This is a genomic window from Gelidibacter salicanalis, from assembly GCF_007997285.1.
GTDB classification, from domain to species: domain Bacteria; phylum Bacteroidota; class Bacteroidia; order Flavobacteriales; family Flavobacteriaceae; genus Gelidibacter; species Gelidibacter salicanalis.
Window position 1 is genome coordinate 302130 of sequence record NZ_VORX01000004.1, and the last position, 12964, is coordinate 315093.

Annotated in this window: 10 protein-coding genes; 5 read left to right on the forward strand and 5 right to left on the reverse strand. The window is 38.7% G+C overall.

The features are described 5' to 3' along the window. Positions 1 to 182: 182 nt before the first annotated feature. Both ES711_RS10615 and ES711_RS10620 read left to right on the forward strand, forming a co-directional pair. Entirely contained in the window at positions 183 to 2177 is a 1995-nt protein-coding gene (locus ES711_RS10615; protein WP_146893270.1) for a M1 family metallopeptidase, read from the forward strand. Between the two features lie 24 nt (positions 2178 to 2201). Further along, on the forward strand, positions 2202 to 3116 hold the full coding sequence (locus ES711_RS10620) for a patatin-like phospholipase family protein (protein WP_146893271.1): 915 nt from the start codon (positions 2202 to 2204) through the stop codon (positions 3114 to 3116). A 187-nt stretch (positions 3117 to 3303) separates the two neighbouring features. Here ES711_RS10620 and ES711_RS10625 read toward each other — a convergent pair whose 3' ends face one another. Next, positions 3304 to 3828 (reverse strand): DUF7935 family protein, encoded by a 525-nt coding sequence (locus ES711_RS10625; protein WP_146893272.1) that lies wholly within the window; start codon positions 3826 to 3828, stop codon positions 3304 to 3306. Between the two features lie 164 nt (positions 3829 to 3992). Between ES711_RS10625 and ES711_RS10630 the strand changes: the two genes are divergently transcribed. Continuing rightward, positions 3993 to 5561, forward strand: coding sequence for a DUF748 domain-containing protein (locus ES711_RS10630; RefSeq protein ID WP_146893273.1), 1569 nt, complete (start codon positions 3993 to 3995; stop codon positions 5559 to 5561). Positions 5562 to 5587: 26 nt separating this feature from the next. Here ES711_RS10630 and ES711_RS10635 read toward each other — a convergent pair whose 3' ends face one another. Continuing rightward, positions 5588 to 6862, reverse strand: a complete 1275-nt coding sequence (locus tag ES711_RS10635; protein WP_146893274.1) for an amidohydrolase — start codon at positions 6860 to 6862, stop codon at positions 5588 to 5590. 146 nt (positions 6863 to 7008) lie between these two features. On the opposite strand from ES711_RS10635, the gene ES711_RS10640 reads away from it, so the two are divergent. Together ES711_RS10640 and ES711_RS10645 are read left to right on the forward strand one after the other, a co-directional pair. Then, the gene (locus ES711_RS10640) at positions 7009 to 9324 is read left to right on the forward strand and encodes an ATP-dependent helicase (protein ID WP_146893275.1); all 2316 of its coding nucleotides are present in this window, start codon (positions 7009 to 7011) and stop codon (positions 9322 to 9324) included. Positions 9325 to 9691: 367 nt separating this feature from the next. Next, positions 9692 to 10312, forward strand: coding sequence for an L-threonylcarbamoyladenylate synthase (locus ES711_RS10645; RefSeq protein WP_146893276.1), 621 nt, complete (start codon positions 9692 to 9694; stop codon positions 10310 to 10312). A 92-nt stretch (positions 10313 to 10404) separates the two neighbouring features. Here ES711_RS10645 and ES711_RS10650 read toward each other — a convergent pair whose 3' ends face one another. The 3 genes from ES711_RS10650 to ES711_RS10660 form a co-directional block, all read right to left on the reverse strand. Continuing rightward, positions 10405 to 11280: an OmpA/MotB family protein gene (locus tag ES711_RS10650; RefSeq protein WP_146893277.1), complete on the reverse strand. Its 876-nt coding sequence runs from the start codon at positions 11278 to 11280 to the stop codon at positions 10405 to 10407. A 102-nt stretch (positions 11281 to 11382) separates the two neighbouring features. Next, positions 11383 to 12390 carry a glycosyltransferase family 2 protein gene (locus ES711_RS10655; RefSeq protein WP_146893278.1) on the reverse strand — a complete coding sequence of 336 codons (1008 nt, stop codon included), beginning with the start codon at positions 12388 to 12390 and terminating at the stop codon, positions 11383 to 11385. 13 nt (positions 12391 to 12403) lie between these two features. Further along, positions 12404 to 12871, reverse strand: coding sequence for a type I restriction enzyme HsdR N-terminal domain-containing protein (locus ES711_RS10660; RefSeq protein ID WP_146893279.1), 468 nt, complete (start codon positions 12869 to 12871; stop codon positions 12404 to 12406). Positions 12872 to 12964: the final 93 nt, after the last annotated feature.

The window sequence follows — 12964 nt, forward strand, 5'->3', positions numbered from 1 at the left end:
AATTTCCGGTGAATGTAAAACTGAAGAAGTTGTTCCAATCGGGTTTTTAAAACGCAAAGAGCGAACAATCTCAATCTTATATTAAATTCAGCTCAGCGGCTTTTGGGTGAATATCGCCTGGCCTCAAACGCTATTAGCGATTTATTTTCTTAATTTGGTCTCAGTTTAGTAAATACTTGTTTATGAGATTGTTTTTAATGACCTGTCTTGCGCTGATTACGGTGCAGGCCTTCGCGCAGCAAACCGAAGTTGTCGACTTTCAGAGCCTCAAGGCGGATCTTGAGTTTTTGAATCTAGGAGCGCTTTCCGGCGATGTATCCGTGAAGTTTGCTGTATTAAAGGATAGTGATTCCGTGTACTTGGACGCCGTCGGAATGACTTTTAATAGGTTGAAAATTAAAAATTTAGATGCTGCAGCCTATCAAGACCTAAAGTATAAGGTATATCCGGACAAGGTGGTTTTCTATCGCAACTTTAAACAACAGGGCGAGTATGAGGTGCAATTCTCCTATACTGCAAAGCCAACTCAAGCGCTTTATTGGATAGGTGATCAAGTTTGGACCCAAGGTCAGGGCAAGTACACCAGTCATTGGTTGCCTAGCAGTGATGATGTTAACGATAAAATTGAATTTGATCTGTCCATCATTCATGATGAAGGCTACACTGTGCTGGCAAACGGTCTGCTTGTCAAAAAGGAAATCTTACCCGAAGGACGCCTGAAATGGTCATATGATATGGAGGCGCCAATGAGCAGTTATCTTGTGGCACTTGTTATTGGCGAGTACGAAGTCAAATCTGAAATTTCTAATAGAGGCATTCCTTTAGAGTATTACTATTACCAAGACGATTCCGCCAAAGTAGACGCTACTTATCGCTATAGCAAACAGATGTTTGACTTTTTGGAATCCGAAATCGGGGTCGATTTTCCTTGGAAAACATACCGACAAGCACCTGTGAAGGATTTTCTGTATTCGGGGATGGAAAACACAACGTTAACCATTTTCTCTGATGCGTTGGTGGTGGATGATATCGCATTTAACGATAGAAATTATGTCAACGTCAATGCGCATGAGTTGGCGCACCAGTGGTTTGGCAATTTAGTTACTGCTAAGAGCAGTACGCACCATTGGTTGCAAGAAGGATTTGCTACCTATTACGCGCTTTTAGCGGAACGAGAGGTGTTTGGTGAGGACTATTATTATTGGCGCCTGCACGAATATGCTCAGCAGTTATTGGCGCAGGAAAACGCGGGGAACAACACGTCATTGCTCGATCCTAAATCTAGCAGTCTGACCTTTTATCAGAAGGGTGCTTGGACTTTACATGTGTTGCGAGAGCAAGTAGGGGACGAGGCGTTTAGGACTGCCGTAAGAAACTATCTTGAAGAGCACAGTTTTCAAAACGTAGAAACATCTGATTTTATATCTGAAGTTGAAAAAGCCAGTGGTCAGGAATTGTCTGATTTTGTCAAAACTTGGTTGGAAGATGTAGCCTTGCCTCAAGATGCTATGGTGAAAAGTTTAAAGGCCTCTGCGTTTATTCGGGAATATATGGAGGTGAGTTGTGAAAGGCATCCGGATTTATGCAATGATTATTTGGTATCTGATATTTCTGATCAAGCCAAAATAAAAATTCTCTCCCATGAGTCCTATGTTGTTAAATTGGAAGATTTTAATAACAGTATGGAAGTGCGGCAAGCTATTGCACAAAAATTGACCACCGTTCCTCTAGATTTTAAGCAGCGTTACGAGAGTTTGCTGCAAGATGCCTCTTACTTAACTAAGGAGGCGGCACTGTACAATTTATGGGTTAATTTTTCGCAAGACCGTGCTCGGTATTTGCAGCAAACTAAATCTATAGTTGGTTTTAGTGATTATAACGTTAAGTTGCTTTGGCTCGCTTTGCATTTAAATACGGTAGAGTATCAGCCTGATCAGAAAGAAGCAATTTTTGATGAGCTCAACGGCTATACAGATCCGGAATTTGGGTTTGAATTGCGGATGAATGCATTTCATTATGTGAAGCTGATCAATGGCTTTGACGAGCGATCATTGGGTAATTTAATTCAGGCCACCAAACACCATAATTGGCGATTTAAAAACTTTGCTATACAGTTGCTTGAGGAGTTGAGATCCGTGGAAGCATATGCTCATATTATAGATAAACTAACTAATTAAGTATAAATGCATAATTTATAATATATGAGGGCATTAGTAATTTCGGGTGGAGGGAGTAAAGGGGCATTTGCGGGTGGTGTAGCTCAATATCTTATTGAACATAAAAAACTCGATTATGATCTGTATATCGGCACCTCTACCGGTAGTCTGTTGGTGTCTCATTTGGCGCTAAAAAAAGTGCAGGAGATCAAGGAGATTTACACCAATGTGACCCAGGATTCCATTTTTAATGTCTGTCCGTTTAACATCAAAAGAAAGAAAGGAATTGAAACCATTAGCATCAATCACTTTAATGTTTTGCGTAATTTGTTCAGTGGCAGCAAAACCTTTGGAGAAAGCCAAAACCTGAAGAAATTGATCTATTCGCACGTTACGGAAGAGGGATTTAATGTCTTGAAAAGTTTGAAGTCTGATATCGTGGTCACCGTTTCCAATTTATCTTTGAATCAGGTGGAATACAAGTCGGTTAAAGATTTTGATTATCACGAATTTATAGACTGGGTATGGATTTCCTGCAATTACACCCCGTTCATGTCCTTGGCAAAAAAAGATGGCTGCGAATATGCTGACGGTGGTTTGGGATCTATGGTGCCTATAGAAGAAGCTATTAAGCGCGGCGCCACGGTGGTAGATGCAATCATATTACAGACGGAGGTGACCCAGGTCAACCGGATGCCTTCTTTAAACGCCTTTTCATTATTGACAAACATGTTTGCGTTTATGCTGGATCGGATAGAATTTCAGAACATTCGCATCGGAAAATTTGTGGCCAACAACCAAGGTGCGATTATTAATTTCTACTACACGCCAACGGTTTTGACTACCAATTCATTGGTTTTTAATAAAGAGAAAATGAATTTATGGTGGCAGAGCGGTTTTGATTTTGCCAAGTACAAAGATTCTGAAACAAGTCCGTTAAAGCCCGAAAAAACGGAATAGAGATTGAGAGTGTAGATGGAATGATTTGTAGTAAGATTTTGATTTTACATTCTCATCCATTAATCCTAATAAAGTAATTACGCTGATGCAATAAGTCAGTATTTCATGTCTCACTGATGGGGATATGGTGTGGTGATGTTGATTTTAAGTATGCTTCAAGAATCTTGGAAGTGGAACTGATCATAGGTTACCACATCTGACTTGCCTCTTGTTTGATGTAGGATAATGCCGTATCGCTAGGGGCGCGTTTCTCCATCATTTCATTTAAAATAACCTCTCTCAGCTTGTCAGCAGAATCAATTTTTTCTGAAAGACTGGCTTTCCGAATTAATTGAATGGTGGCGTTTTTTGCAGCGGAAATAATGCTCCAACAATCGTCAGAAATGTAAATTTGTTGTGCTAAATTATGCTCAAATTCCTGTTCAATGTTTGCTATAAGTAAATTTTCGTAACTGTCTTTATTAGAAGATGTTGGTACGACTCTAACAATGAGTTTTGTGGGAGTGATGCGCTCTAGGAAAATGGCCATACGTTCATAGGCTTGGAGGCGCAATGGCATGGCGTTAACCTGCATATCTTTTTGCAATAAAAAGCGTCTTCTTCCATCTTCATTCTTGGTGTGCTCCTTAAAAAAGTAATAAGCTACTAAACCTGTAATCAACGCAGGAATTGCGTAAAGTAATGCATCAATTAATTTCGTTCCAAATTCCATAGTGGACTTTTAAATTTCATCAAACATAAGATGTTTTTTTTAAAATTTCGTAAAGTATTTTAAAAAAACAGACCTTTATAACCTGAAGGAATAGTGCTCTGTGTATTTCTGATTATTTTAATTTTATTTTAAACCATATACGGCTAAAATCATATCTTTAACTCATGACAAAACCTGTAAAAATTACATTGATAACGGTACTGACGCTATTGGTGATCGGTGTTGTGGGTTATTTTGTGGCGAATGCCATGATCACATCCAAGCTTGAAAATTTTCTGGATAATGAGCTTCCTGAGACCATTTCTCTGGATTATGAATCCTTAGATGTTAATCTGTGGGGCGGCACCGTGATCATAGTCAAACCTAAACTAGTCAACAGAGGCACGCACAGCTCGAAGATTAATTCTGAATTGGAGTTGGATTCGCTTTTAGTAGATGGGTTTGGGTATTGGAACTATTATTCTTCGGATAATATTAGTGTAGAGAGTGTGCAATTAAGGAGCCCGAAATTGCTTTACAATCATAATAGTACAATTCCTAAAAAGGAATATAAATATTCAGCTTTAGAGAAGTTGAAGAAAGAAATAAAAATAGGGCGCTTTAACATTCAAAATGGCGAACTCCGTATTAACGATATAGATACAGACTCGCTCATCTTACACACCACAAAGCTGACTGCAAACGTGATGGGTATAAAAGCAAATAATACCTCAGTAAAACAGCGCATCCCGTTTGCTTATGGTGATTATAACCTCTCTTTTAATGATGTACATCTTAAAATGGGACCGTATGAAGATTTGAGATTGGCATCCGCTGTGATAACTCAAGATCGTGCCAATTTTAATCAGTTGCAGGTGTATACTAAATATTCAAAAGCAAAACTTAATCAAATGATCAGTGTGGAGCGTGATCATTTTGATGTGACTATTCCGTCGTTGAGTTTGGAGGGTCAAGAATTTGGTTATGAAAAGGATTCGGTGTTTTTCTTTAGAAGTCCGAAAGTAGTTTTTGAGAGTCCGGATATGTACATCTATAGAAACAAATTAGTTGCAGATGATTTTACACGTAAAAATTTGTATAGTAAGATGTTAAGGGAGCTTAAGTTTGATTTAACTTTAAGTGAAGTTCAGTTAAAAAATGCCAGTATTGTATATGCTGAAAAGGTAAATGCAAACATGGCCGCTGGAGAAATTTCCTTTACAAAGATGAATGTTGATATTAAAAATATCAGTAATACTTATGCGAGTCCAGAAAAAACAAGGGTAGCCATTGATGCCGTTTTTATGTCTAGAACACCCTTAAAAGTTGATTGGGAATTTGATGTCAATAATTTAAATGACGCGTTTGTATTTAGAGTAGACATCGGCAAACTTCCGGCACCAGATTTAAATCCGTTTTCGCAGCGTAATTTAAAAGTTAAATTTGAAGGCGAGCTGCTCAAAACCTACGCTACAATTTCTGGTGATGTCAATACATCTCGGGTAGACATGAGGGTCAACTACGATGCTTTTAAAGTTATTGTCCTAGACAAGGAAGGCAAAAATAAAAACAAGGTATTGTCCGCAATCGCCAATCTTTTTATTAAAAAGGACAGCGAGGCTTCTGCAGATAATTTCAGAGAAGGCGCAAAAGAAGGTATTGAGCGCGACCATACCAAATCTGTTTTTAATTTCTTATGGCTTAGTGTCCGTTCAGGACTGGTCAGTGTCTTGACTGGCGATGGGAAAAAATAAGTTTTTTTAATTACAACCCGCGCATTTTAGTTCTGATTTAAATAGTCTAAGGCTAGTTGGGTCAGCGTTTTGATGCCCAATAGCATGCCGCTTTCATCAATCACGAAGTCTGGGGTGTGGTGCGGAAATGCCTCTGTATTTCCTGGAGTCATGCCACCTAAAAAGAAATAGAGTCCGGGAACCACTTCTTGAAAATACGAAAAATCCTCACCACCCGTTACCGCTTTTGTGAGTACAACCTTTTCAGTACCAGCTACCTTTTGGAGGGTAGGGAGCATTGCAGCGGTCAAATCAGGGTCGTTATAGGTTATGGAGGTGTTGTTTTCAAAGCTTATAGTAGCTGTGCCACCGTAAGCTTTAGCAATGGTTTCAGTCATTTCCGTCATGCGTTTAATGATCTTGGTTTTCATTTTAGGATCTAAGGAGCGTACAGTCCCAATGAGTTCAGCACTTTCAGGAATGATGTTAAATCGAACCCCACTCGTTATTTTCCCTACGGTTATGACGGCCGCTTCCTCGGTAAGGTCTAATTCTCTGCTGACAATGGTTTGCAGGCCATCAATAATCTTTGCAGAAATTAAGATAGGATCTACACCAGACCAAGGTTGAGAGCCGTGCGTCTGTTTGCCTTTTACGGTGATGACAAACCGCTCTACCGCAGCCATAATGCCTCCAGATTTGTATTTTAGGGTGCCCACAGGGGTAGCGGAGTTGATGTGCAACCCAAAAATAGCATCAACTTTAGGGTTTTCTAACACGCCTTCCTTAATCATCAATTTGGCACCGCCCTCTTCCCCTGGAGGTGGTCCTTCTTCGGCCGGTTGAAATATGAACTTTATGGTGCCGTTAATTTTATCTTTATGCTTAGACATTACTTCCGCCACGCCCATCAAAATGGCGGTATGTGTATCGTGGCCACAGGCATGCATGACTCCGGTTTTGACGCCCATAAATTCTGCCACTACATCCGATTTAAATGGCAATGCATTGCGTTCAGTGACGGGCAGTGCATCAATATCCGCTCTTAAAGCCACGACCTTTCCGGGAGAATTACCTCTTAAAAGTCCTACCACTCCGGTTTTTGCCACGCCTGTGGTGACTTCCATGCCCAAGGATTTTAAATGTGCTGCAATTTTTTCAGCTGTTTTAAACTCCTGATTGCTGAGTTCTGGGTGTTCATGAAAATCGCGCCGCCACTCAATGACTCTGGCTTCTACAGCTTTTAAATCAGCCTCAAGCTCATTTTGCGCATTACAAATCATAGAAGCGAAGAGGCAAGTTATAAGAGAAATGTATTTCATGATATTTACAATTGGGTTAGTATTTTAAAGGTATTCAAAATATTTTAAAGTGTTAAAACAATCGCAATTGTTTATAATTAATCATCAAAATGCTTACTAAAAACAGAAGCTTTGGTTAATTTCACACTCTTAAAATTGAAGGAGATTTGGAAAAGTATTTAAGTCAGTTAAACGAAGCGCAACTAGCACCAACATTGCAGAAGGAAGGCCCTATGATTGTGATTGCGGGAGCCGGTTCTGGTAAAACCCGTGTGTTGACATTTAGGATTGCCTATTTAATGAGTCAGGGTGTGGACCCGTTTAACATCCTTTCTTTGACGTTTACCAATAAAGCTGCTCGCGAAATGAAGGGCAGAATTTCAGAAATTGTAGGCACTAGTGAAGCAAAGAATTTGTGGATGGGTACATTTCACTCTGTCTTTGCTAAGATTCTGCGAATTGAAGCAGATAAATTAGGGTATCCTAGCAATTTTACCATTTATGATGCACAGGATTCCCAACGTCTGATTGGGGCCATTATTAAGGAAATGGGACTGGATAAGGATATTTATAAAACCAAACAGATCAGCTCTCGAATTTCCTCCTACAAAAACAGTCTGATTACCGTAAAAGCCTATTTTCAGAATGCTGAACTTATTGAGGCAGATACCATGGCCAAACGCCTGAGATTAGGCGACATCTATAAGAATTATGTAGACCGTTGTTTTAAGGCGGGGGCTATGGATTTTGATGATTTGCTTTTAAAAACTAACGAGTTACTGACTCGTTTTCCGGATGTATTGGCAAAATATCAGAACCGGTTCCGCTACATCTTGGTAGATGAGTATCAGGATACTAACCATTCTCAGTATTTAATTGTAAGGGCTTTATCTGATAAATTCCAAAATATTTGTGTGGTGGGAGATGATGCCCAAAGTATTTATGCCTTTAGGGGTGCCAATATCAATAATATTTTAAATTTTCAAAAGGATTACGATGATGTAAAGATGTTCCGTTTGGAACAGAATTACCGATCGACCAAGAATATTGTCAATGCAGCCAATTCCATCATCGATAAAAACCAGACTAAACTTGAGAAAGTGGTGTGGACAGCAAACGATGACGGCCCTAAAATTAAAGTCAACCGATTAATGACCGATGGGGATGAAGGCCGTTTTGTTGCAAGTTCCATCTTTGAAAATAAAATGGAGCACCAGCTCGATAATAGTGATTTTGCGATTCTCTACCGTACCAATGCACAATCCCGTGCTATGGAGGACGCCTTGAGAAAACGAAACATTCCCTATAGAATTTACGGAGGACTTTCTTTCTATCAACGAAAAGAGATTAAAGATGTGCTATCCTACTTACGCTTGATTATTAATCCGGCCGATGAAGAAGCGCTGAAACGTGTGATTAACTTTCCGGGTCGTGGTATTGGTCAAACGACAATAGATCGCTTGGTTGTGGCCGCCAATGGTTATAACCGCTCCATTTTTGAGGTGATGAAGCATGTGGTTAAAGTAGATATCAACATTAATTCGGGAACAAAAAATAAATTAAAGAATTTTGTCACCATGATCGAAAGTTTTCAGGTGATGAACCAAACGGCCAATGCTTTTGATTTGGCCGAGCACGTAACGAAGGTGACTGGTCTGATCAAGGAATTCAAAAATGACGGGACGCCAGAAGGCATAGCCAAAATGGAAAACATTGAGGAGTTGCTCAACGGGATTAAGGATTTTGTGGAAGGTCAGGAAGAATTGGCTGATGCCACTGGATCTCTTCCGGAGTTTTTGGAAGATGTCGCACTGGCAACAGATTTGGATGCCAATAAAGGCGATGCCGATCACGTGGCGCTGATGACCATTCACTTGGCGAAAGGTTTGGAGTTTCCTTATGTTTATATCGTGGGGATGGAAGAAGATCTCTTCCCGAGTGGTATGAGTATGAACACCCGTAGTGAATTGGAGGAGGAGCGCCGTTTATTTTATGTCGCGTTAACCAGAGCTGAAAAGCAGGCGTATTTGACCTATACGATGTCGCGCTACCGTTGGGGAAAATTAATTGATGCAGAACCGAGCCGTTTTATTGAGGAAATTGACGAAAATTTCTTGGAGATCTTGACACCAATTGATGACCGACGATTCAATCCGATGTTATCTGCAGATATTTTTGGAGATATTGAGCCCAACCAAATCCGTTTCAAAAAACCGACCAAGCGAAAATCTGAAGAAAAACCCGCAAAATTTATTCCGCCAGCCAAGTTAAAACCTATAGGCAAATCGACAGGAAGTCCTGATGTGAATCTTTTTGATGGCAAATTGACCGTAGGCAATGTGGTAGAACACATGCGTTTTGGAAAAGGGGAAGTTTTAAAAATAGAAGGTGTTGGTACCGATACCAAAGCTGAAATAAACTTTGAACACGGTGGCGTCAAAAAATTATTATTACGATTTGCCAAATTGGATGTGCTAGGATAACTTTCGCAAGCGCATCAAAGCAACTCATTTATACAAATGTCCAGATTTAGGGTTTTCGTGGTAGCGCAAAAGATTTAAGGATCTTATAAGACCTCAAGCAGTTGATCCTTAATTACGTTATTAAAATCAGCCTCTTTTTCGGTAAAATAGTTTTTATGATTGATGGATTTGCGAAATAGGTTGTCTTCCGTTTCCTTCCGCTAAGACTGAGATAGTTGAGAACGTCATCATCTGAATATGGGATAGCATCCCATTTTTATAGGTTTAAAAGGTCTTCAAGGGACGCTCTCGCCCACTAAAACAAGATTTATACCCTTCATAATAAAATATTTAATTACTTTGTAAATAAACTCATAATCTTTACAGTATGGCTGAATTTATTAGAATTTACGAAGAGAACCCCAACGCCAAGGAAATTAAGAAAGTCATTAAAGTGCTTAAAGCTGGCGGACTTATCATTTATCCTACTGATACCGTTTATGGATTGGGCTGCGATATCAATAATATAAAAGCTTTAGAGCGGGTAGCGCAGATTAAGGGGGTGAAATTGGATAAGGCCAATTTTTCATTTATCTGTAGCGATTTAAGTAATCTGAGTGATTATGTTAAGCAGATCGACTCCACCACATTTAAAATTTTAAAACGCGCCCTGCCAGGGCCTTATACCTTTATTCTTCCAGGAGCCAAAACACTACCGCATCCGTTTAAGAAAAAGAAAACTGTGGGCATCCGTGTGCCCAATAACAATATTGCACTAGAAATTGTAAGACAGTTAGGTCGCCCCATTATATCAACTTCTATTCGTGATGAGGACGAAATTATTGAATACACCACAGATCCGGAATTGATCTTGGAAAAATGGGATAATTTGGTCGACTTGGTAATTGATGGGGGTTATGGCGATAATCAAGCCTCAACCATTATCGATTTGTCTGAAGATGAACCAGTAATCGTCAGGGAAGGTAAAGGAAGTTTGGAGATTTTTTAAATCGGTACATTTGAAAATAAGGGCACTGTAAGTCATAAAAAAAGCTCAACGTTTACACGCTGAGCTTTTTTAATATTGTTTAAGAAAATGACTTATTTTTTAGACTGTGCATCTGCAGCAATCATGTTTTTCATTTCTTTTTCTACCATTTCGTAGAATTGGTCAATTTTAGGAAGTACTAAAATACGAGTACGTCTGTTTGTAGCTCTGTTTTCAGCAGTATCATTAGAAACTAATGGTACATACTCACTACGTCCAGCTGCAATTAGTTGTTTAGGGTTAACACCTAAATCTTCTAATACTCTTACGATAGAAGTTGCACGTTTAACACTTAAATCCCAGTTGTCTTGTAAGATACCGCCTTTTTTGTAAGGAACGCTATCTGTGTGACCTTCAACCATACATTCAAAATCAGGTTTTCCATTAACTACGGTTGCAACTTTACTTAAGATTTCTTTAGCTCTAGAAGTTACGTTGTAGCTACCACTTTGGAATAATAATTTGTCAGCAATAGAGATGTAAACAACTCCTTTTTCAACATTAATTTGAATATCCGGATCGCTAAGACCAACATCTTTCTTTAAACTTGTAACGATTGCAAGTGTAACACTGTCCTTTTTAGTCAATGCATCTTGTAAACGTGTGATCTTTAAATCTTTTTCTTTAAGACTTTCTAAAGACTTTTCAAGGTTTTCAGCACCTTTTTGAGTAAGTGTAGTTAAGTTGCCTTTGGTGTCAATAAGATCTTGATTGGTTCTACGCATATCAGCCAATTGCTCTTGTAAACCTTGAACTCGAGCGTTAGCGGCAGAGTAGTCAGATAAACAGCTGTTCAATTTAACAGTTGCGGTGTTTAATAAATCTTGTGTTTCTTTTTGTTTTGCTTCCAGAGCAGCGTATTCCTTTTTAGAAACGCAGGAGCTCAAGATGAACAATGAAAACACACTTAATAACATGATTTTTTTCATAATGGTAGCGATTAAATAATTAGTAATTCAACGAACCAAAATTATATAAAAAACGGCACTTACAAGAAGAATTAACAAAAAAATTAACAAATTTTTGCATTCCTAAAATATCCTTCGTTTTCGCAGGTAATACTGCCAAACAATGGAGCTTATATCGTAGTATTTTGAATTGAAAACGTGGGCATTCTGTCGCCTTAAAAGTTTTCTTTCTTTTAAAAGTTGCGGAAGTCGTAAATAAAAATGTCCATGGGCTTTTAGGATCGCTAAAATATGCGAAACCTTAAATTCCAGCAGAAACTTTACACTTGCTAATCCGTCCAAAAGCAATCGGGTAAAAATCAAAAAAAATAAATTTTTAGGTGCATTTTTCGTAATCGTAAACAAACTGTTTCTAAAATTGAGATATGTTTTTTTAGGGTTTGTACTGCTTAAAGTTGCGCCTCCTACATGATAGACCGTAGACGTGCCCACATATGCGGTGTGATATCCGGAATTATGGGCGCGCCAACACAAATCAATCTCTTCCATGTGTGCAAAAAACGGTTCGTCAAACCCATTTAGTGCTTTAAAAACCGATTTCCGAATAAAAAAGCAGGCACCTGAAGCCCAAAAAATGGATGTGGTATCGTTGTACTGTCCTAGGTCTTTTTCAATCGTATCAAAAATGCGTCCTCTACAATAGGGATATCCAAATTTATCTATAAATCCGCCCGCAGCGCCAGCGTATTCAAAGTATGCTTTGTTATTATAATCTAAAATTTTTGGCTGCACTATGGCGGTTTCTGGTTGCGTGTCAAAAAGTTCTTGAACAGGATTAAGCCAGTTTTCAGTAACTTCAATATCGCTATTTAACAGACAAAATATATCTTCATCTACTTGGCGGAGCGCATGATTATACCCTTTTGCATAGCCACCGTTTACATTATTCTGTATGATTTTGACGGTTGGGTAATGTGATTGTAAAAATGTCACGGAATCATCAGTAGAGGCATTATCTGCAACATACACTGTGGCGGAGCTAGAATGGGCCATGATTGAAGGTAGAAATTGCTCCAGCAAGGCTTTACCATTCCAATTTAGGATGACAATTGCTATCTGATTTTTAATCACTTTTGTGGTGTTATCAAAGCCCACTTTTGGGCTGTATATAGTTATAATCTGGAATGTCCTTTAAAAATACATAGCTTTCCGCTTCAAAATCCATCTGACAATAATAATGATCCAAGCCATTGGTCACCATTAAGTATTCAGCTTTTAAAGATAAATTGTACCGAGCAATCTGATCAAACGTGCTTTGATCAATTTTTATCTGTGGCGCTTTACATTCCACAATTAAAAACACTTGGCCTTGGGGGTCAAAAACCACAATATCATAGCGTTTTTTTAATGTATTGATGGTCAATTCCTTTTCAACATTTATTAAGGAATGCGGGTAATGTTTCTCCGTGATCAAATAGTGTACACAGTGCTGACGGACCCATTCTTCCGGCTGTAAAACGATAAACTTTTTACGAACCGTGTCAAAAATAGATACTTTATTTTCGCTATTTTTGAATCGGAACGAAAACTTTGGAAAATTGAGTGGTTGCAAGGCTTTTTAATTAGACAATCCCAAAGTTAATCTTCAATACCCAATTACCAAACTTCACAAGCAGAAATTGGTTTGTGGTGTTTTAATATTTGA

Coding starts and splice junctions, on each gene's coding strand:
- ES711_RS10620 (WP_146893271.1), top strand. CDS start 2,202: ATGAGGGCATTAGTAATTTCGGGTGGAGGGAGTAAAGGGGCATTTGCG.
- ES711_RS10635 (WP_146893274.1), bottom strand. CDS start 6,862: ATGAAATACATTTCTCTTATAACTTGCCTCTTCGCTTCTATGATTTGT.
- ES711_RS10650 (WP_146893277.1), bottom strand. CDS start 11,280: ATGAAAAAAATCATGTTATTAAGTGTGTTTTCATTGTTCATCTTGAGC.
- ES711_RS10630 (WP_146893273.1), top strand. CDS start 3,993: ATGACAAAACCTGTAAAAATTACATTGATAACGGTACTGACGCTATTG.
- ES711_RS10645 (WP_146893276.1), top strand. CDS start 9,692: ATGGCTGAATTTATTAGAATTTACGAAGAGAACCCCAACGCCAAGGAA.
- ES711_RS10615 (WP_146893270.1), top strand. CDS start 183: ATGAGATTGTTTTTAATGACCTGTCTTGCGCTGATTACGGTGCAGGCC.
- ES711_RS10625 (WP_146893272.1), bottom strand. CDS start 3,828: ATGGAATTTGGAACGAAATTAATTGATGCATTACTTTACGCAATTCCT.